The organism is Pseudomonas sp. 10S4 (assembly GCF_034344865.1).
Classification (GTDB): domain Bacteria; phylum Pseudomonadota; class Gammaproteobacteria; order Pseudomonadales; family Pseudomonadaceae; genus Aquipseudomonas.
The window spans coordinates 2,705,758-2,726,665 of sequence record NZ_CP133774.1 but is presented as its reverse complement, the minus strand read 5'-3'; the positions used below and the strand labels follow the sequence as shown (position 1 = coordinate 2,726,665).

Below are 20,908 nucleotides of genomic sequence, written 5' to 3'. Positions count from 1 at the left end.
CTCCATACTAGTCAGCTGCCGAAAAGTGTCACGGTCGCATCCGGCCAGTTCGAGTAGCCAATTGAGTCAAACGTCGCGCAAACGTCAGCCATTTACTTTAGCGGTGGTTTCAACTTACCTTTCAGGGCAATCACCCGCGCACGCGGGCTTTGATCAAAGGACTACGATCATGCAATCCCTGGGCTTCACCTCGGTCCCTCCGCTGCTCAAATACTTGCGCCATGCCGAACAACTGGGCATGGCCATCGAGCCTGCGTTGGCGGCGGCCGGGTTGCAGGCGCAGCAGTTGAGCGACAACAGCCTGCGATTGCCGGGCGAAGCACATGAACGGTTGCTCGATTATTTCTGCGAACATTCGGGCGATCCGTTGTTCGGCCTCAACGCCGCGCGTTTTGTGTTGCCCAACTCCTGGAGTGTGCTGGGTTACATCACCATGAACTGCGCAACGCTGGGCGATGCCATGAGCCGCATCATGCCGTTCGAAAAGCTGGTGGGAGACATGGGGGTCAGCCGCGCCGAGGTGCAGGACAGTCACGTGCACCTGATCTGGACGTGCCGTCATCAACGGCCGCGAATCCGCCGGCACCTGGTGGAAAACGTGCTCGGTTCCTGGCTGCAATACGCGCGCTGGATCGCCGATACCCAGCTGTCGCCGGCCGCCGTCTGGCTCGAACATGCACGTCCGGCCGACACGACGCTGGCGCAGTACGAACGGTTCTTCGACTGCCCGGTGCTGTTCGACCAGCCTTATTCGGCGCTGATTGTGCCGTTGCCGTATTTGCAGTTGCCCTTGCGCCAGGCCGATCCGCAATTGCTGCGCACCCTGGAAGAACATGCCCTGGGATTAATGGCCACGCTGGAGGACGCGTCGCTTGAGCAGCGGGTCAAAAGCATCCTGCGCCAGTTGCTCAAGGAAGGGTTGCCCCGCAAAGAACAGGTGGCCGAGCAGTGCGCCGTGTCGGTGCGCACGCTGCAACGCCAGTTGCATCAGGCAGGCACTTCATACCAGCAGATCCTCGATGACCTGCGCCAGGAACTGGCCGAGCATTACTTGCTGAACAGCAACTTGCCGATTCAGGACATCGCCCAGTACCTGGGTTTCACCGAACCCCGCTCATTTCACCGTACGTTCAAAAGCCGGCGCGGGATGCCGCCCGGCGAGTTTCGCCAGACCCACCGGTCGTCGGACGAAGGCTGAAACTCAAACACTGATCGCATTGGTAAACACCAACCGATTGCCGAACGGATCGGCGATGGTCATGTCCTGGCTACCCCACGGCATAGCCTGGATCTGGGGTTTTGCGAAGGTGTATTCCTTGGCCAGCAACTGCTGCTGGAACGCTTCCAGTTCATCCGTTTCGATGCGCAATGCCGAGCCCGGTGTGGCGTCGCCGTGGTGTTCGGACAGGTGCAGCACGCATTCGCCCCGGGAGACTTGCAGGTACAACGGGAAGTTGGCTTCGAAGCGATGCTGCCAGTCGATCTTGAAGCCCAGGAAGTCGACGTAAAACTCCACGGCTTTGGTTTCATCGAAAATCCGCAGGATCGGGGTGACTTTGCCGAAGCTCATGGGTTGCTCCTGGTTGAAAAGACCCAGTGTAGCTGGGCTGGATGTCAGCGCTTCGGCTCGGCGCGAGGTTTCTTTAATCTCACAGTGCCACCATGAGACATAGTTCAAAAGTTCGCCCTGTAGGAGCTGCCGAAGGCTGCGATCTTTTGATCTTAAAACCCCAAACGCAAATCCCCTTCCCGCGCCAGAAACCGCCCTTCCCTGCGGCCGTTCGCCTGCCCATCGACATAGCTTAGAACGCCATTAACCCAAACCCCGTCAATCCCTTCCGCCGCCCGCTGCGGATCATGAAAATCCGCCACGTCGCGAATGGTCAGCGGATTAAACAACACCAAATCCGCCCAATGCCCTTCACGAATCTCGCCCCGTTCCTTCAAGCCAAAGCGCGCCGCCGACAACCCGGTCATTTTGTGCACGGCGGTGTGCAGCGGAAAAAGCCCGACGTCACGGCTGAAATGTCCGAGTACTCTTGGGAACGCGCCCCACAAGCGCGGGTGCGGAAACGGGTCTTCCGGCAAACCGTCGGAGCCGACCATCGACAACGGATGCGCGAGAATCCGCCGCACATCCGCCTCGTCCATCCCGTAATACACCGCACCGGCAGGTTGCAGGCGTCGGGCGGCGTCGAGTAACGGCACACCCCACTCGGCGGCGATGTCGATCAAGTCGCGGCCACCCAGCTCAGGATGCGGCGTCGACCAGGTGATGGTGATGCGGTGGGCGTCGGTGACTTGCTTGAGGTCCAGGGTCGAAGAACTCGCCGCGTAGGGATAACAATCGCAGCCCACCGGGTGGGTTTTCGCGGCGAGTTCAAGAGACGCCAACAGTTGCGGACTGCGGCCCCAGTTACCGACGCCCGCACACTTGAGGTGAGAAATGATCACCGGGGATTGGGCATGACGAGCGATCTGGAAGGCTTCGTCCATGGCCTCCAGCACCGGTTCGAACTCGCTGCGCAAATGGGTGGTGTAGACCGCGCCGAATGCGGTCAGCTCTTCAGTCAGTTGCATCACTTCATCGGTGGACGCCGAGAAGGCACTCGCATAGGCCAGGCCTGTGGATAAACCCAACGCGCCCGCCGCCAGACTATCGCGCAGTTGCTCGCGCATCGCGCTGATTTCGTCCGGCGTGGCGGTGCGAAACAGGTCGTCGAGGTGATTGCTGCGCAACGCCGTATGACCGATCAGCGCCGCCACGTTCAACGTGGTGTTGGCCGCTTCGACAGCGGCGCGGTAATCGCTGAAGCGTGGATAAACAAACGCCGTCGCCGGACCGAGCAGGTTCATCGGGTCCGGCGGATCGCCGCGCAAACTGACCGGTGAAGCGCTGATCCCGCAGTTGCCGACGATCACCGTCGTCACACCCTGGCTGAGCTTGGGCAGCATCTGCGGCTGGCGGATGACCACGGTGTCGTCGTGGGTGTGGACGTCGATGAAACCCGGCGCCAGCACTCGGCCGGCGGCGTCGACTTCTTCAGTGGCGCGGGCGTCGTGCAAGTCGCCGATGCGCTCGATGCGCCCGTTCAGAATCGCCACGTCAGCGGGATAACCGGGGCTGTTGCTGCCATCGATGATCAGGGCGTTGCGAATCAGCGTGTCGTACAACATATCAGTCTCCCGGCAGCAGCTCAGCGTCAGCTCCTGCCCTTGATCAAATGGTGATCGAATCCTTGCTCCACCAGATAGCGCCACGCTACCTGGACATCCTCGGGAATCACCTGCTCGGCCTGAAAGCCCAGCGAAGGGTAAACCATGATGCGGTGCACATCGCCGACCATTTCGTCGATCAACCCCAAGACCCCAATCAGGTTGCTGACCTCGCCCGGAAAACTGAACGACGGCGCATCTACGCAAGCCTCAATCCCGGGCCACTGAACGGGCAAGGTCAACGCCACGCGCCGGATCGAGTTCGGCTTGGTCAGGAATGTCGCTCGGCGCACGTAGGGAAACAGCGCTTTGGCAAACGCAATGTTCTCGGCAAAGTTGGTAGCGCGCGATTCAAGGGTGAATTGATCCGCCGATACCCCCAGCGCCATGGCCCGTTGCGCGAAAATATCGGCTTCGGTTCTCGCCCACAAATACTTCGTCCAGTTTCCGGTATTGCCGGTAAACAGAAGATGCGGCGCAACGCCTTTTTTCAGCAACTCACAGGCGTAATCACACACCCGCAAATCGTAAGACCCGCAGACGACAATCAGCTCGCACGGGCTGTGTTTACGGCCAGCGCCGAGGAAGTCCCAGAGGACGGTGGCGTGTTCCAGTGTAGGTGTCATGAACGAGCAATCCTTTGCGCCGCGTGCCGACGGATGAACAGACCGCCGTCAGCATAAGTGTGTGTACCTGACTCGGTCAGCGAGACCGGTAGCGCAAAGAAATCGGCACATAACTGCGCAGCACCGTGAGTGGTCAACGATTGATCATCGCCAATGCCGATACACAGCGCGCCGCTGCTGATCGCCGCCCGCACGCCGCTGACCGAGTCTTCGAACACCAGGCATTCATCGCTCTGACGATCCAGTTGCGCGGCCGCCAACCGATAGGCGTCGGGCGCCGGTTTGCCATTGCGCACGTCGTCGCGGCAGATGATGCTATCGAAGGTCGAGGCCAGGCCGTGTTGCTGCAAGACGTACTCGACACGCTCACGCCAACTGCTGGTCACCAAGGCCAGCGGCACGGCGCAATCCTTCAGTCGGGCAATAAATGTGGCGACGCCCGGCACCAGCGAACAGGCCGAGACCTGCTCGATGGCATCGACTTCCTTCTTGATTGCCAGACGCTGTTGTTCGTCAAACTGACCGAACAGAGCCTGCATCGTGTGGCCGCCCGGACGACCGTGAATGTGCTCGGTGATAAACGCCCGGTCGACGGCAATACCGTGGTGTCGCGCGACGGTGGTCCAGGCGAACTCAATGACTTCGCGAGACTGGATCAGCACACCGTCCATATCAAAGCAGACGGCTGTAAACGTTCGTTGTGTCATGAGTTGAACTTCGCATCCTCTGGTGAGCAATAAACGCCAACAATGTTCCGATCAAGGCAAACAGCGCCATCACGTAGTAGGACCACTGCGGCTGTGTTTCGTACAAATACCCGGCAAAAGGCGTGGCCAGCCCCATGGGTAACGCAACGGCCAGCGAGTAATAAACGCCCTGGGTAAAGACCTGAATATCCTGCGGCGCGTGATCGCGAATAAACCGCATGATCGCCGAGTGATACGCGGCAAAACTCAAGGCATGCAGGCACTGCCCCAGCAGAATCACCGACACCGCGTCACTGTTGGAAAACAGCGCCCAGCGCAGCGCGGCACAGACACTGGAAAACATCACGATGGCCAAGGGCGAACACACAGCCAGGACCTTATTGGAGAGCGCGAAATAGGTGATCTCCGCCATCACTGCCACCGACCAGAACGCACCGATATAAGCCGAAGAGTAACCCTTCACGCCCCAACCGATAGACGCCGTGGAAAAGTACAAGGTGTGGCTCAGTTGAATAAAACTGGCGGCGGCAATCGCGATCAACAGGCTTTTGTGCGCAAACAGCGCTTTCCAGTCAGGTCGTTTAATCGCGCGGCTAACCGACTGCAAATGCTCCCTGGAGACTCGCCTTTTCAAACGCAGACACGCCAAAGCAGTCAACAACATGCTGGCTGCTATCACGATCGGCACCCAGGACTGACTGTACTGCGCGAACAACAAGCCACCGAGGGTCGAGGTCAGGATAAACGCCGAAGAGCCCACCGCCCGGACCCAGCCATAGTTCTGCAGTGCTTGTTTGTCACGCTTGAGCAGATAGGACTCGGACAAGGGCAGCACCACCATCCACAGCCCGCCAAACAGAATACTCAGGCACACAAATATCCACAGGTGCGCCGGCATGAAATAAAACAGCAACGTGCAGAACGCCGCCGAGAAACCGAGAAAAGCCGCGAGACGCAGTTGGTCCACGCGCCAATCGGCCGCGTACGTAATAAACACCCCGGTAAACACCTGAGGCCAATAAGCCGCCGCGATCAGCAGGCCTATCTGACTGGCGCTGAAGCCCAGCGAATCCAGCCAGGTCGGCCAGAACGGATAGATGATCCCCTCTGCGGCAAAGAACCCGAAAAAGATCAAATACATTCGTTAACCATACGCTCGACACTCCAAAGCAGGGCTCCAAGCGGAGCCCTGAATACATCCATCCATTACTCGAAGCGTTGTTGGGTGAAGCTGTTTTTGCCTTTGCGCCAGACGATCAGCGATTCACTCATCACCACCAGATCGACCATGCCTTCTTTCAGCGCATCCAGTGCATCCTGAGAAGAACACACGATTGGCTCTTCATGCCGGTTGAACGAAGTGTTGATCAAGGCTGCCTGGCCGGTTTTGTCGTACCAGGCATTGAGCAGGCGATGCATGAAGGCATCCCCTTGTGGCCGAATGATCTGCGGCCGGGCGGTGCCATCGATGTGCACCACCGCCGGGCTGGCCTCGCTGAACTGCGGATGACAATCGTAGGTCATGGTCATGGTGTCTGCCGCCACATGGTCTTCTTCCCAACCGACGTAACAGGCTGCAGCTTGTTCAATGGCCGTGACCGGGCCAAACGGCATGAACTCGGTGCGGTGCATGCGCTTGTTCAGCCAATCGTTCACGTCGGCATCCTGGGCGTGATAGACGATGCTGCGGTTACACAGCGAACGCGGCCCGAATTCCATCTTGCCCTTGAACATGCCCAGCACCTGATTTTCCAGCAGCGCCTCGGTCAGGACCTCGATGATGTTCGACGGCGTGTGGTAACCGAGTTCGGGGTAGTCGCGATGGATCAGGTTGATGTTCTGCGAAACGCTGCGCGACTGCGGCCCGAGGGTCATCGCCGGGTTCTTGAAGCGAGTGCCGTTCTCAAGGTAAGCCGCCCCAACCGCCGCCGCCAGCGCCAGGCCGCCATCGCCCATGCACGGCAACACGTAGACGTTTTTCACCCCCGGAATCTCGCGCAGGCGCTGATTGAGTTTCACGTTGCCGAACACCCCGCCGGCCAGGCACAGATTGGTGCTTCCCCGTAGGGCCAGGTGATGCGTGACCGTCGCCACCAGCAGGTCTTCGGTATGGCGTTGCACGGCAGCGGCGATATCCTCGGGGGTTTCCCGGGAGAACAGGGTTTCCAGCGGTTCGCTGAAGTGGTTGTAGGACGGCAGGAACAAGTCACCGCAGCAAGCCTTGATGCGCCCGTCTTCAAAACGAATCATCTGCTGCATGACCCCCAGCAGCTTTTGCGGATCGCCGAACGCAGCCAGGCCCGTGACCTTGCCTTCATGCCGATTGGGCTTGTAACCGAGTAAGTGAGTAATCCGGCCGTAGAAATAACCGAGGCTGTCGACGCTGGTTTCGCGTTGCAGCACAGTGGTTTCGGTCGGGCTGTACCAGGTCACGGTCAAGGACTGGAAATCGCCGCGCCCGTCGCAGGTCAGGGTCAACGCCTCGTCGAACGGTGAACAGACATAAGCACCGAGGGCATGACACTCATGGTGATCAATGTAATAAGCCTTGCCGGCCAAACCATTGGCTGCAATGTATTGGTCAAACTCGGCTCTTTTCTCTTTATCATTCTTTACTTCGTCAGTCACACGCTGGCGAAATTGTGCGAGGCCCTGAGGATTATTCCTGACCTCTTCAACGATTCGATCGAAATACAACTCAAGGTGCTTATCGGCACTGAAACCGGCGTTCCAGCCATACGCAACATAATTGACATCTTCCAGCGACAAGCCAGCCTGACTTAATACAAACTCAATGGACTTAGCAGGCCAGATCTTATGATCTTTAATTCGGGTAAAGCGCTCTTCACTGACCGCCGAAAGAATCTGACCATCACGTACCAGGCAGGCACCCGACAAATCATTGTTAGTAATGCCTAAAATGATCATAACTATTCCTTGTTCTTGCCAATTGCAGTGATGACTGTGCCCATACTCGAGGAGTGCAGTGCTCTAGCCTGGTGCTTATGAACGAATTTCAGGCATCAAGTGCCGAACGTCATATAGCGTGGGAAGGCGACGTCATGTGGCTCGCCGGGATAGGCCTTTACGAGAAGGCGTCAAGAGTATTTGTTGCCATCGCAAGTTCCTTTTGCAAAAAAATCCACGCGCATTTACCTGTGTACCCGGCCTGATGCCGGGATAACAAGTTGTTGACGGACACTTCACAGGCTTGCCATCGGAGTTGACTATGTTGATTCAGGTAACAGCCTAGTAGGAATTTTCCGAACACCTCTGTACATCACCCACTAAAAATTAAATATCACCCCATGCATAAATTAAATACCACCCTAAGCCCCTTTATTTTCGGGGACTTAAATAGCAAATAAAATATTAATCTTCAGACATAAAAAAGCCCGCCCGAGAGCATATTGCTCACGGGCAGGCCATACATTGAAACTTCAAGCAGATTCAGCCATCGATCACATCACACCATTTCGTGCAGGATCCACTCGGTCACCGAAGTCCGCTTCGGCGCCCAGCCCAGCAGTTCCCGCGCATGCTTGCCGCGAACCCGGCTGTTCGAACCCAGGCCATAGTTGGCCATTTCATAACCCCATTCGGCTTCGGCGTCTTTGAGCGGCCAGTCTTGTGGCTTGCCGAGCTTCAAGGCTTGCGCCATGGCGGTGGTCATGTCGACGAACGAGGATTCGCCGCTTTCAACGAAATAGAACGTGCCCGGTACGTTTTTGGTCAGCGCCAGCAGGTACAGGGCAACCACGTCTTCGATGTGCACGTTGGACCAGATGTTCTGGCCCGTGCCGACGTGGCGGACCACACCACTTTTGCGTGCCTGTTTGAGCAGGCGCGGCAACTGCACGCTGTCGCGCTTGACGCCCAGGCTGTGGCCGTAGATCAGCGTGTTACAGATGACGGCGGAGTTCACTCCGTCCTTTGCGGCGGCGAGAATCAGGTTGTCGATGGCCACGCGTGCGGCTTTGTCGACAGTCGGCTCCGGCAGGTTGTCTTCGTAGTAGATAACGTCGCTGGACTTACCGCCCGACGCATCGCCGACGATGCTCGAACCGCTGGTGTGCAGGAACACTTTGTTCGAACCGCGCAGCGCATCGAGCAAGGCTTCCACGGCCGCGCGATGGTCGCTGCTGGCCGCGTTGATCACGGCGTCGGCGGCGCGGGCCTGTTCGGCCAGCAGGCCGCTGTCATCCAGCGTGCCGATCACCGCAGTGATGCCCAGCGCGGTCAGTTCTTGGGCTTGCTCGGCGCTACGCACCTGGCCGGTAACTTTATGGCCGGCCTGGACCAGACCGGTGGCGATGGAGCCGCCGATAAAACCGGCGGCGCCGGTAACGAATACGTTCATGGAGAAACTCCCTGCGTGAATAAGTGATGCCACGAGTATCAAGGACCGATCCCTGTCGAAACATACCCGCTGGCCCAATTCACTCTTGCGCAGGGGTCACGAATCAGCCTTTGAAATCCGCATTCGCGTAAACCGCCAACTTGCCCTGGATGAAGTCCAGGAAGCACTGAATGCGTAGGGCAAGTTGCGAGTTGCGGTAGTACACCGCGTTGATCGGCTGGCGATAGCCGCTGTTGAAATCCGCCAGCACCACCTTCAGGCGCCCGGCGCGAATGTCTTCAATGGTCATGAAATGCGACAGGCAGGCAATGCCCTGGCCTTCCAGCGCCAGTTGCCGCACGGTCTCGCCACTGGAGGCGTTGATCGCCGCGTTGATCGGCCAGCGATCACCGTGCACATGGCGCAGCGGCCATTGGTTGAGGCCTTCGTTCTGGGTAAAACCGAGCAGCGCGTGGCCGTTGAGGTCGGCAACGGCGGCGGGTGTGCCGTGTTGCTCAAGATACGCCGGGCTGGCCACGATGTGCAGCGGGCTGCAACCCAGTGATCGGGCGTGCAAGGTCGAGTCGGCCAAGGTGCCGATGCGGATGGCGATGTCGGTGCTTTGTTCCAGCAGGTCAATGATCAGGTCGTTGCTGTTGAGTTCGAGCTGGATGTCCGGGTAGAGCCGGCGGAACTCATCGATGTACGGCACGATGGCGTGCAGCATGAAGGGTGATGCGGCGTTGATGCGCAGGCGCCCGGACGGGGTTTGCTGGCGGGAATTGAGGCGTTCTTCGAGCTCGTCCATCTGATCGAGGATCAGCTTGGCGTGTTCGAAGAAATACTTGCCCTCCTCGGTCAGGTCCATGCGCCGGGTGGTGCGGTTGATCAGCGTGGTGTCGAGCTTGGCTTCGAGCCGCGACAGCGTGCGACTGACCGCCGACGGCGTTTGCCCGACCTGCTCCGCCGCAGCCGAAATCGACCCGCATTCAATCACGCAGACGAAAATCTGCAATTCATCGGATCTGGCTTTCACGTGGGTCCCTTATCGAATATTCCTGTGGCAAATCCCTAATGGCATGGGATTACTGTGGCGAGGGGCTTGCCCCGTTCGACTGCGCAGCAGTCGCAAAACCCGTGCTTGCGGTGTGTCAGAAAAAACCGACTCGCTGGTTTCAGGGCCGCTTCGCAGCCCAACGGGGGCAAGCCCCCTCGCCACAGGTCAGGCTTTCGATAGTAGCTGACAGTCAGGCCTTGAGACCAAACACCTCAATCAAATGCTGCTCATACCGCGCCATGTCGCGTTCGATGTCCGGGCGTTTCATCACGTCCACGCACAGAAACGTCGGCAAACCGGTCATGCCGAGGAAGGTGTTGGCCTTGTGGAACGGGAAGTACACCGCGTCTACGCCTTTGGCTTCAAAGAAGTCAGTCGGGTCGTCAAACGCTTGCTGCGGTGCATTCCAGGTCAGGGACAACATGTATTGCTTGCCCTGCAACAAACCACCGCTGCCGTACTTTTGCGACGCATCGGAACGGGTGCGGCCGTCACTAGCGTAAAGGCTGCCGTGGCCTTCGGTGAAGACTTCGTCGATGTACTTTTTCACGGTCCACGGCGCGCCCATCCACCAGCCCGGCATCTGGTAAATGATCACATCGGCCCAGACAAACTTGGCGACTTCTTCCGCGAGGTCGTAGCCCTCGTCGATGAAGGTGCTCTTCACATCTACGCCGCCGCGATCCAGCACGCTGAGCGCGGTGCCGTGCAGGGTGGCGTTGTAGCGGCCATCGGAGTGGGCGAACTTTTTGCCGCCGTTGAGCAAGAGGACTTTTTTCATGAGAGGTCTCAGAAGGCTGGAATTTGATGGCGGCAGAGTAACGACCCACCTCGCGCGGAATAAGCGCCGGATTCACAAAATTCATTTGACCAAAACGCACGAATCGATAGGCGATTGTTGCCATAGACTTTCGCCGATTCTTTACTTGAGGGAGATTTTCGATGAGTGACGTACAAGGCTTCATCCTGCACGCCAAAACCCGCCCGGAAAAAGCCGAGGCCTTCGAAACGCTGTTTCGCGCCTACGTCGAGCCGAGCCGCGCCGAACCCGGTTGCATCGAGTACCACATGCTGCGCGACAAGCAGGACCCGACACTGTTTATCTTCTACGAGATCTGGCAGTCCCAGGCCCACCTGGACGTGCACTCGAACCTGCCGCACATGCAGCAGTTCCGCGATCAGCGCATGGACTATCTGGAGCAGGATTTCGACATCCGCCCGATCGACATGCTCAGTTCGTCATCGGCTAGCCGCTGACCAGCAAGTGGCCGCCGAGCACACCGAGGCCGATAAAGAACACTCGCTTGAACAACACGGCGCTAATCCGCTGACGCAACCATTGCCCGAGCAACATGCCGAGCACCGCAGGGATCAACGCCAGCAACGAGGCGCTCAACTCACCACCGCCGAGGGCGCCGCGCCAGAACAGGCCGACGGCGAGTGCCAGGGTCGAGACGGTGAACGACAGGCCTAGCGCCTGCACCAGTTCGTCTTTGTTCAGACCCAGTGCTTGCAGATAGGGCACTGCCGGAATCACGAAAACGCCGGTGGCCGAGGCAATGACACCGGTCAGTACGCCGCAGAGTGGTCCGAGCCAACGCTCGGTGCGACTGCCGACGCGCATCGTCGGTAGAAACAGACCGCTCAAGGCGTAGATCAACAACGCCGCGCCCAATCCCCGTACCACCCAATGACCACCGGCCATGCCGATCCATACTGTGCCAGCGCCGGTGCCGATGAAGATCGCCAGCAGCATCGGCCACAAGCGTTTGATCAGCCCTTGCAGGTGCCCGCCGAATACCAGTTGCCAGACGTTGGTCAGGGTCGCGGGGATGATCAACAACGCCGCAGCCTGCGACGGCGCCATAGCCAGACCGAGCAGGCCCATGGCGATAGTCGGCAGGCCGAGGCCGATCACACCTTTGATCATCCCGGCCAGCAGGAAGGTGGCGATGACCAATATAGACAGGGCCAGACCGAGGTTTTGGTAGAACGTGGCGAGTGTGTTCATGGGGCTATCCTGAGCCCTGACTGCTGGGTTGAAAATCTGCCATATACTGAGGCTGCCTCTTGTTATGGTAGAGGCTAATGACCTCGCTGCGGCTGCTGACGCCATCGCTCCCACAATGGAATTGCGCCATACAGAGATCCCCGGTGGGAGCGAGCTTGCTCGCGATGGCGCCCGATGGGACAACAAAAAACCTGAAGGTGTAACGATGCACTTCGACCTGACCGACCTGCGTCTCTATCTGAACATCCTCGACACCGGCAACATCACCGCCGGCGCCGGGCTTAGTCATCTGTCCCTGGCCGCCGCCAGCGCGCGCATCCGGGCCATGGAAGCCTCGCTGGGCATCGAGTTTCTACAACGCAATCGCCGCGGCGTCACGCCAACGCCGGCCGGCAAAGCCCTGGCACAACACGCCAGGGTTCTGCTGCAACAGGCTGAACGCATGCAACAGGACCTCGCCGACTATGCCAAAGGGGTCAAAGGCCAGGTGCGGTTGTTGTGCAACACCACCGCGATCACCGAATACCTGCCGGAGTTGCTCGCAGACTTCCTGCGCGAGCACCCTAACCTCGACATCGACCTGCAAGAACTGCCCAGCGCCCGCATCACTCACGCCCTGCGCCAAGGCGCGGCGGACCTCGGTATCGTCACCGATGCGGTAGACACCCATACCCTCGAAACGCTGCCCTTTCGTGATGATCCACTGGTGCTGATCATGCCCCGCGACCATCCCTTGGCCGACGTCCAGACACCCAGTTTGAGCGACACCTTGTTTCACGATTACGTCGGGCTACCCGCCAACAGCGCATTGGCGGTGTACCTCGAAGAACAGGCGTTACACGCCGGTATCCGCATGCAAATCCGCATCCGTGCGGAAGGTTTCGACGGGGTGATTCGCATGGTCGCTCGCGGCGCAGGGCTGGCGATTGTGCCGCTGGCCGCGATCCAGCGCCGGGGTGTCGATCAATCGTTCAAATGCGTTGCCCTGAACGACGACTGGGCACAGCGAAAACTGCTGCTGTGCGCCCGCTCATTCACCAGCCTGCCCGGTTATGCCAGAGCCTTGCTCGAGGCCTTGCTCGCTGGGTGAGGCAACTTTGGCTTTTCTAAAAAACAGGCCATAAACCAGCGAGAGGATCAGCAGGAACGGCACGCCAAAAACCAGCGTCATCTTGAAGGCTTCGGTGAAGTAAGTGGTGATCATCACCGCCCCCATCAGCACCAGCCCTAACAAGGTGGTGTAGGGAAACAGGCGCATGCGAAACGACAGTTTTCGCTCACCGTTGCGCTCGTGATAGCGACGGAAGCAGTAGTGGGTCAGGAAGATCATGAACCAGGTAAAAATGGCGCCGAACATCGAGATCGCCATCATCAAGGTGAAGGAGCTTTCCGGGTACAGGATGTTGAGCAAGGTGGCCAGGGCGATGCCCGAACTCGACAGCAACAAGGCATTCAACGGGATCCCGCTCTTGCTCAACACACCCATCGATTTTGGCGCATAGCCGCCACGCGAAAGGCTGAACATCATGCGCGTGGTGATGTAGAGCTGGCTGTTCATCGCCGACAATGCCGCGATCAGAATCACGAAATTCATCACGCCGGTAGCGCCGGGAATACCAATGGTTTGCATCACCGTCACGAACGGGCTTTGAGCGTGACCGGCCTGAACCCACGGTACGATGGCCAACATCAGCGCCAGGATCAGCAGGTAAAACACCACCAGTCGCACGATGGTCGCGCGAAAAGCCTTCTTCACCGCCTGCTCCGGATCCTGCGCTTCACCCGCCGCCACCGCGATCATTTCCACGCTCAGGTAGCTGAAGATCGAGACGATCACCGCGATCCACATGCCTTGCAGACCATTTGGGAAGAAGCCGCCATGGGCGGTGTAGTTGTGGACGCCGTACGCCGGGTTGCCAGACCCGAACACCACATACACCGCGAGAATGATAAAGCCGACAATCGCGCCGATCTTGATGGTCGAGAACCAATACTCGAAGGTGCCGAACGTCTTCACGCTGATCGCGTTGAGTACGATCAGGATGCTGGAGAACGAGACGATCCAGATCCATTCCGGCACGTTGGCAAACCAGTACTTCATGTACATCGCCACCGCCGTCACTTCCGTGCCGACCGCCAGCACAATCGCGGCCCAATAGGCATAGCGCACCAGAAACCCGGCCAACGGGCTGACATAGAATTCGGCATAGGCGCCGAACGAACCCGAGGTCGAATGGGCCACGGTCATTTCAGCCAGGCAGCCCATCAACAGCAAGGTGATGACGGCACCAATGGCGTAGCTGAGCAGCACGCTCGGCCCGGCATAACCAATGGCGTAGGCACTGCCCATAAACAGCCCGGTGCCAATCGCACCACCGATGGCGATCATGCTCATCTGGCCCGAAGTCAGTTGGCGCCGCAGTCCCTGCTCACGTTTGGATATGGTTTCAAAACCGGTTTTGTCGGTCATTTTTCCAGCCTCTGAATATTGTCTTTCTTGAGGAGAGCACGTCGTTGGGATCAGCCATACACAGCAGCATACGGATCAGAAAATACTCAGTGGATACTCGATGATGACCCGGATTTCATCGTTGTCAGTGGTGTCTGCCTGGGCGACCTGACGGGTGGATCGCAACGTGGCCTGACGCACGCGCACCGACAGGTCTTTGGCCGTGCCCGATTGCACGACATAGCGGGCTTCGATGTCACGTTCCCAGCGCTTGCCGTCACTGCCGTAACGTCCGTACGCGCCGTTGACGCCGCCGTCATAGTGGCTGTCGTCGATATGATCGCCATTAACGTAACGCGACATGAAGCTCAGGCCCGGCACGCCGAAAGGCGCCATGTCCAGGTCATAACGCAGTTGCCAGGAACGTTCGTTGGGGGCGTTGAAGTCGACGATCTGTATTGAGTTGGCGAGAAAAATCGAAGCGCCCGGCTGCTGGTCGAACCCCAGATAATCGAACGGTTCATCACCGTCGACGCGTTGGTAAGCCAGGGTCAACCGGTGAGCGCCGACCTTGTAGGCGGCGGCCATCGACCAGGTGGTGTTGTCGATCTTGCCCGCCAGGCTCTGGCCAGTGTCGTTGGTGCGGTAAATGTTGAAGTCCAGGTTCAACGACTGGTTTTCACTCACCGGGTAGGTGTAGTTGGCATTGGCGTAGTACTGCCGCCAGATATCGGTGAACTGTGAACCGTAGAGACTGACGCTCAACTGATCGTTCAACGCGTAGCTGCCGCCCAGGTAGTCGACGCTACGTGTTTCCACGCCGGCATATAGCGCTTTCAGGGCGCCGTCGCTATTGGTCGACGCACTGTCATTGCCAGAGGTGAAGTGCCCGGCGTCGAGCAGCAGTCCTTTCAATTCGCGGCTGGTCAGTTGGAAGCCGTTGGCCTGCTGGGTGAACAGTCGCGCATTACCGGTACCAAACACCGGGTTGAGCGGTGTCAGGTTGCCGTACTTGAGTTCGGTCTGCGAGATCCGCGCCTTCAGCGCGCCACCCGCTTCGGAGTAATCATCTTCGGCACGACCATCGGCACCAACCGGCAGCAACCCGGTGCCGGTACGACCCTTGCCACTGTCGAGTTTGATCCCCAACTGCGCGTAGGCGTCGATCCCGAAACCGACGATGCCTTGGGTATAACCGGAACGGTAATCGAGCGAGATCCCGTGCGCCCATTCGTCCCGATAGTTTTGACCGCCAGGGTTGTTGAGGTTGTTGCGGTAGAAATAGAAGTTACGGTTGGTCAGCGTGAGGCTGCTGTCTTCGAGGAATCCATTGTCGGAGGCGGCGTAGGCCAATTGACCGAGGCAACTGCTGATGGCGAGCGGCAAGGCGGGCCAGAGGGACAGTTTCATTCTGCGTGCTCCTTATTATTGTGTTTTCACAGAACTGTTTATTTGAGGCGAGCGAAGCCCTGCTGCCGGCAAAACCCCAGCTGCAAGACAAGCAGGCGGATGTATCAGGTAACGCTGTGGCGGACCTGGAATTGCGCTTGCGACCAGGTTTTCTGATCAAGGATTTCGCCGAGGATCTGCACCGCATCCCAGACTTCGGTGAAGGTTGTGTACAGCGGGGTAAAACCGAAGCGCATGATCCGCGGCTCGCGGTAGTCACCGATCACACCACGGGCGATCAGGGCCTGAATTACGGCGTAACCTTCGGCATGTTCGAAGCTGACATGGCTGCCACGCTTTGCATGTTCGCGCGGGGTGATCAGGGTCAGTTCGTGAGCGGCGCAGCGCTGCTCGACCAGTTCGATAAACAGGTCGGTCAGGGCCAGGGATTTGTGGCGCAGGCTGGCCATGTCGGTCTGGGCAAAGATATCCAGACCGCATTCGACCATCGCCAATGAGGTGATCGGCTGAGTGCCGCACAAGTAGCGAGCGATACCGCTGCTCGGCTCGTAGCCAGGCTCCATGGCGAACTGTCGCGAATGCCCGAACCAGCCCGACAACGGCTGCGCCACCAGATCACACAAATCAGGTGAAACCCAGACAAACGCCTGCGAACCGGGACCGCCATTCAGGTACTTGTAGGTGCAGCCGATCGCGTAATCGGCGCGCGCCTGATGCAGGTCGACCGCGACCGCGCCAGCAGAATGCGCCAGGTCCCAGATGGCCAGCGCGCCACATTCGTGGGTCAGCGTGGTCAGGGCCTGCATGTCGTGCATGTAGCCGGTTTTGTAGTTGACGTGGGTAAGCATGACCACGGCAGTGTCCTGGTCAATCGCTTGCGGCAGCTCTTCGGGGCTATCGACCAGACGCAAGGTGTAACCCTGCTGCAGCATATCTGCCAGACCTTCGGCGATGTACAGGTCGGTGGGGAAATTGCTGGATTCGGTAACGATCACCCGCCGCGTCGGCGACCTTGTGGCTTGCACACGCAAAGCGGCGCTGAGCACCTTGAACAGGTTGATTGAGGTCGTATCGGTCACCACCACTTCACCGTCACGCGCACCAATCAGCCCAGCCAATCGGTTGCCCAGATGCTCGCTGAGATCGCGCCAGCCAGCGCTGTTCCAACTGCGGATCAGGCCATTGCCCCATTCCTCGGCGATCACCTGTTGAGCGCGCGCCAAAGCAGCAACCGGCCGTGCACCCAGCGAGTTGCCGTCGAGATAAATCACCCCTTCGGGCAGCGCAAATTGCTGACGCAGCGGTGCGAGAGTGTCCTGCGCATCAAGCGCCAGGCAATCGTTTCTTGTAGTCATTGTGGGCCCTGTTTTTTTCAAGGATGTGCCGTCCGGGCAGATCGCGATAATCGAGTCGAGGAAGGTGCTCAGTGCCATGTTTCAGGCGTTTTCTGCACCGCCTCGGTGGAGAAATAATGAACGAAGCTTTGGAGAATTTTCGTGCAAAGTAACCAGCCATATAGTAGTTATCTCGCAGGAAATTCGAATCCAACCCCAATAAACGCGGATTTATTCAATCATGATTCTCGACGCCACAGACCTGCGAATCCTGCATCACCTGCAACAGGATGGCCGTATCAGTAACCAGGAATTGGCGGAGAAAGTAGCCCTCTCGCCGTCCGCCTGTTTACGCCGTTTACGCCTGCTGGAAAGTGAGGGAATCATCACGGGTTATCGCGCGGTACTGAGTGCCGAACGGCTGGGAATTGAACTGGAAGCCATCGTCCATGTGTCGTTGCGACAGGACGTCGAGGACTGGCATGAGACCTTCATCAAGAAGGTCCAGTTGTGGCCCGAAGTGGTCACCGCCTATGTGATTACCGGGGCGAGCAACTATGTGTTGCGGGTCCAGGCACGCAACCTCAAACACTTCTCCGATTTCATCGTCAACCAGCTCAACCGCACCGCGGGCGTCACCGATATCCGCTCTGAAATCGTCCTGCAAAAAATCAAGGAACGTGAGGAGTTGCTGGATTTGGTGGTGCGCAAGTAAAGGCCGCTGCGCCTAGTGCCGATCAGTTAAGCGATAGAGCGGGCGACGAATAACCCGTGGCGAGGGAGCTTGCTCCCGTTGGACTGCGCAGCAGTCCCCTTTCTTTGGATAGAGAGCGGGGCCGCTTCGCAGCCCAGCGGGAGCAAGCTCCCTCGCCACAGGTTCAATGTCATGCTTAACGGACTGGCATTTGCCGCTGCGCCCCTAGAAACCGCGCATGCGGCGGGCTTCGTTACGCTGCAAGGTCATGCTCGGGGATTCGTCGAACAACTTGCGGTACTCAACAGAAAAACGCCCGAGGTGGGTGAAGCCCCAGCTCAGGGCGATCTCGGAAATATTGCGCGCAGAACCGTGTTCAAGGATGTCCTGGCGCACGGCATTCAAACGGTATTTTTTCAGGTAAACCATCGGCGACAAAGCGAAGTACTTTTTGAAAGCCTCGAACAACTTGAAGCGTGAAACCCCGGTCGCGGCTTCGATGTCCTCAAGGTGCAGCGCTTCTCGGGCGTTGGCGTGGATGTATTGCCGGGCCCTGATCAGATAATGCGGCAACTTCACGCCCAACACGTTCCTCAGTTCTTCGGAGTAGTTGTTCGGCTGAGCGAGGATCAAGCCTTTGATCAAGGAACTCTCGATGTCCCGGGTGAACGCAACCTGCTCATATAATTCGCTGCTGCGCTCCAGTTCGGCGATGAAATACCGCGCCATCCGCCACCACGAAGCCGATGCCCCGTCGACCGCGTCCATTACCGATTCGAACCGCAGCGGCGCCTCCAGCGGTCGCTGCAACAGACCCTCCAGCGACTCACTCATGGCGGCGCGAGTGATGACCACCTGGACTTTGCGGCAATCGCCGGAGATCGCCAGCACCTGGTTTTCATTCGGTGAAATGATCACGCCCTGATCGCGGTTGGACTTCAACACACTGCCGTTCTTGCTCAACTCCTGCTCGCCCACCAGCGGCAAACTCAGGCTGTAGCTGCTGAAGTGTTCGGCGTCTTCGATGTCAACGGTGACGTCGGTGCCGTATTCGATAGTGCCCAACGTGGTGGCCATCGACTTGAACACATTGGCGCTGTGATGAAAGCGAATGCGCTCGGGGGTCGCGGTCACGAGACGATGCGGCCCGCAGATGCCAGACATCCAGGTCCTCGCACCCTCAAGGTCGAATCTATCAATACGAATGTCGCGAAACTGCGGATCAGTTTTGCTATTCATCACGGTGCACTCACGGCGATATTTTTCTGCGCGCTCTGACGGCGCGTATTCGGCTTGAAAACAGCAAGTTCCAAGCCACTAAACCGCCAGTCCAACCCAGTGGATAGCAATCACCGACTAAGTGGATAAAGCGGTCGCTTTGAACCTTGGGCGCGTCCTCGAACAGTACACCCGCCCAACAAAACAGTACCTGAATGCTGCAAACAGGTGCGGCCGTTTATCGCTTGGTGCCGGATTTGGGTAGGCGCTGCACGGTTTGATACGCGGGCCTGTTACCCGACGCGCACGAGATTGCCGAAGGCTGCGATCTTTTAGGCCCGCCACTGCCCGCCAATTTTATGGACTGCCTTCGCCGACAAACCGGATAGACCCCAACCTGCCCCACTCCCTCTAATGAGCACAACCGATTGGCCCGAACAAAAAAGGTACAGACCCATGAGTGGCGAAAAGAACGTCGAGCAGTGGAAAGCGTTTATTGAAGGCTGCCTGGACTTCCGTCCGACAGACGGCGTATTCCGGATCGCCCGGGATATTTTCACCGAGCCGCAGTTGTTCGATCTGGAGATGGAACTGATCTTCGAAAAGAACTGGATTTACGCCTGCCATGAAAGCGAGCTGGCCAACAATCACGACTTCGTGACGATGCGCGCCGGCCGCCAGCCCATGATCATACGCGCTGACGGCGACGGCCAGCTCAATGCACTGATCAACGCCTGCCAACATCGTGGCACGACGCTGACCCGCGTCGGCAAGGGCAACCAGTCGACCTTCACCTGCCCGTTCCATGCGTGGTGCTACAAAAGCGACGGCCGCCTGGTGAAGGTCAAGGCGCCCGGCGAATACCCCGAAGGTTTCGACAAGGCCACACGCGGCCTGAAAAAAGCGCGCATCCAGAGCTACAAGGGGTTTGTGTTTATCAGCCTGGATGTACACGCCGATAACAGCCTCGAAGACTTCCTCGGCGACGCCAAGGTGTTCTTCGACATGATGGTTGCCCAGTCGCCGACCGGAGAGCTGGAGGTGTTGCCCGGCAAGTCGGCGTACACCTACGACGGCAACTGGAAGCTGCAGAACGAAAACGGCCTGGATGGCTATCACGTCAGCACCGTCCACTATAACTACGTGGCCACCGTGCAACACCGCCAGCAGGTCAACACCGAGAATGGCACCAGCTCCAGCGGCACGCTGGACTACAGCAAACTTGGCGCCGGCGACGCCAACACCGATGACGGCTGGTTCGCGTTCAACAATGGCCATAGCCTGTTGTTCAGTGACATGCCGAACCCCGCCGTGCGCTCCGGCTACGCCACGATCATGCCGCGTCTGATCGAAGAGCACGGCCAGGAAAAAGCCGAATGGATGATGCATCGGCTGCGCAATCTGAACATCTATCCAAGCCTGTTTTTCCTCGATCAGATCAGCTCGCAACTGCGCATCATCCGCCCAGTGGCCTGGAACAAAACCGAGATCATCAGCCAGTGCCTGGGGGTTAAAAACGAGTCGGACGCGGATCGGGAAAACCGCATTCGTCAGTTCGAAGATTTCTTCAACGTGTCGGGCCTTGGCACACCGGATGACCTGGTGGAATTTCGCGAAGCCCAGCGTGGTTTCCAGGCGCGCCTGGAACGCTGGAGCGATATTTCCCGCGGCAGCCACCGCTGGGAAACCGGCGCTACGCCCAACAGCGAGTCCATCGGCATCGCACCGGCCATGACCGGCACCGAATTCACCCACGAAGGGCTTTACGTCAACCAGCACAGCAACTGGCAGAAATTCCTGCTCGATGGCCTGGAAGCGAAATCCCTGAAACTGCGTGAGGTGTGAAC

19 protein-coding genes are annotated in these 20,908 nt (G+C 58.4%); 5 read left to right on the top strand and 14 right to left on the bottom strand.

The window, feature by feature from the left end; genetic code table 11:
* Positions 1-169: 169 nt before the first annotated feature.
* Positions 170-1,198, top strand: coding sequence for an AraC family transcriptional regulator (locus RHM58_RS12510; RefSeq protein ID WP_201200390.1), 1,029 nt, complete (start codon positions 170-172; stop codon positions 1,196-1,198).
* 3 nt (positions 1,199-1,201) lie between these two features.
* Here RHM58_RS12510 and RHM58_RS12505 read toward each other — a convergent pair whose 3' ends face one another.
* The 9 genes from RHM58_RS12505 to RHM58_RS12465 all read right to left on the bottom strand — a co-directional run bounded on the left by RHM58_RS12505 (position 1,202) and on the right by RHM58_RS12465 (position 10,726).
* Entirely contained in the window at positions 1,202-1,570 is a 369-nt protein-coding gene (locus RHM58_RS12505; protein WP_201200389.1) for a glyoxalase superfamily protein, read from the bottom strand.
* Between the two features lie 152 nt (positions 1,571-1,722).
* Positions 1,723-3,177: an N-acyl-D-amino-acid deacylase family protein gene (locus RHM58_RS12500; protein WP_322270501.1), complete on the bottom strand. Its 1,455-nt coding sequence runs from the start codon at positions 3,175-3,177 to the stop codon at positions 1,723-1,725.
* Between the two features lie 26 nt (positions 3,178-3,203).
* Positions 3,204-3,842: a YdcF family protein gene (locus RHM58_RS12495; protein ID WP_322270500.1), complete on the bottom strand. Its 639-nt coding sequence runs from the start codon at positions 3,840-3,842 to the stop codon at positions 3,204-3,206.
* Positions 3,839-4,513, bottom strand: coding sequence for an HAD family phosphatase (locus RHM58_RS12490; RefSeq protein ID WP_322270837.1), 675 nt, complete (start codon positions 4,511-4,513; stop codon positions 3,839-3,841). Before RHM58_RS12490 ends, RHM58_RS12495 begins: the two co-directional genes overlap by 4 nt.
* Position 4,514: 1 nt before the next feature.
* A complete protein-coding gene (locus RHM58_RS12485) occupies positions 4,515-5,690 on the bottom strand; it encodes an MFS transporter (RefSeq protein WP_201255819.1) in 1,176 nt (391 codons plus the stop codon).
* A 65-nt stretch (positions 5,691-5,755) separates the two neighbouring features.
* Complete coding sequence (locus RHM58_RS12480; protein WP_322270499.1) at positions 5,756-7,477, bottom strand: carbamoyltransferase; 1,722 nt, start codon at positions 7,475-7,477, stop codon at positions 5,756-5,758.
* Between the two features lie 538 nt (positions 7,478-8,015).
* A complete protein-coding gene (locus RHM58_RS12475; protein ID WP_322270498.1) occupies positions 8,016-8,909 on the bottom strand; it encodes an NAD-dependent epimerase/dehydratase family protein in 894 nt (297 codons plus the stop codon).
* A gap of 103 nt (positions 8,910-9,012) precedes the next feature.
* Positions 9,013-9,924, bottom strand: a complete 912-nt coding sequence (locus RHM58_RS12470) for a LysR family transcriptional regulator (RefSeq protein WP_322270497.1) — start codon at positions 9,922-9,924, stop codon at positions 9,013-9,015.
* 211 nt (positions 9,925-10,135) lie between these two features.
* Positions 10,136-10,726, bottom strand: a complete 591-nt coding sequence (locus RHM58_RS12465; protein WP_201200378.1) for an NAD(P)H-dependent oxidoreductase — start codon at positions 10,724-10,726, stop codon at positions 10,136-10,138.
* 161 nt (positions 10,727-10,887) lie between these two features.
* Between RHM58_RS12465 and RHM58_RS12460 the strand changes: the two genes are divergently transcribed.
* Positions 10,888-11,202: a putative quinol monooxygenase gene (locus tag RHM58_RS12460; protein WP_201200376.1), complete on the top strand. Its 315-nt coding sequence runs from the start codon at positions 10,888-10,890 to the stop codon at positions 11,200-11,202.
* Here RHM58_RS12460 and RHM58_RS12455 read toward each other — a convergent pair.
* On the bottom strand, positions 11,192-11,956 hold the full coding sequence (locus RHM58_RS12455; protein ID WP_322270496.1) for a sulfite exporter TauE/SafE family protein: 765 nt from the start codon (positions 11,954-11,956) through the stop codon (positions 11,192-11,194). The genes RHM58_RS12460 and RHM58_RS12455 overlap by 11 nt on opposite strands.
* A 205-nt stretch (positions 11,957-12,161) precedes the next feature.
* Here RHM58_RS12455 and RHM58_RS12450 point away from each other — a divergent pair, with 205 nt between their 5' ends.
* The gene (locus RHM58_RS12450) at positions 12,162-13,046 is read left to right on the top strand and encodes a LysR family transcriptional regulator (protein ID WP_322270495.1); all 885 of its coding nucleotides are present in this window, start codon (positions 12,162-12,164) and stop codon (positions 13,044-13,046) included.
* Here RHM58_RS12450 and RHM58_RS12445 read toward each other — a convergent pair.
* From RHM58_RS12445 to kynU, 3 genes are all read right to left on the bottom strand, one after another.
* On the bottom strand, positions 12,987-14,426 hold the full coding sequence (locus tag RHM58_RS12445) for an amino acid permease (protein ID WP_322270494.1): 1,440 nt from the start codon (positions 14,424-14,426) through the stop codon (positions 12,987-12,989). The two genes, RHM58_RS12450 and RHM58_RS12445, sit on opposite strands and share 60 nt — an antisense overlap.
* A 75-nt stretch (positions 14,427-14,501) precedes the next feature.
* A complete protein-coding gene (locus RHM58_RS12440) occupies positions 14,502-15,815 on the bottom strand; it encodes an OprD family porin (RefSeq protein WP_201255815.1) in 1,314 nt (437 codons plus the stop codon).
* 104 nt (positions 15,816-15,919) lie between these two features.
* The gene (kynU, locus tag RHM58_RS12435) at positions 15,920-17,170 is read right to left on the bottom strand and encodes a kynureninase (RefSeq protein WP_322270493.1); all 1,251 of its coding nucleotides are present in this window, start codon (positions 17,168-17,170) and stop codon (positions 15,920-15,922) included.
* A gap of 220 nt (positions 17,171-17,390) precedes the next feature.
* Here kynU and RHM58_RS12430 point away from each other — a divergent pair, with 220 nt between their 5' ends.
* Positions 17,391-17,864 (top strand): Lrp/AsnC family transcriptional regulator, encoded by a 474-nt coding sequence (locus tag RHM58_RS12430; protein WP_322270492.1) that lies wholly within the window; start codon positions 17,391-17,393, stop codon positions 17,862-17,864.
* A gap of 204 nt (positions 17,865-18,068) precedes the next feature.
* Here the strand turns inward: RHM58_RS12430 and RHM58_RS12425 are convergent, their stop codons facing one another.
* On the bottom strand, positions 18,069-19,082 hold the full coding sequence (locus RHM58_RS12425) for an AraC family transcriptional regulator (RefSeq protein WP_201255813.1): 1,014 nt from the start codon (positions 19,080-19,082) through the stop codon (positions 18,069-18,071).
* A 435-nt stretch (positions 19,083-19,517) separates the two neighbouring features.
* On the opposite strand from RHM58_RS12425, the gene antA reads away from it, so the two are divergent.
* Positions 19,518-20,906 carry an anthranilate 1,2-dioxygenase large subunit gene (gene antA, locus RHM58_RS12420; protein ID WP_322270491.1) on the top strand — a complete coding sequence of 463 codons (1,389 nt, stop codon included), beginning with the start codon at positions 19,518-19,520 and terminating at the stop codon, positions 20,904-20,906.
* The last annotated feature ends 2 nt before the right edge of the window (positions 20,907-20,908 follow it).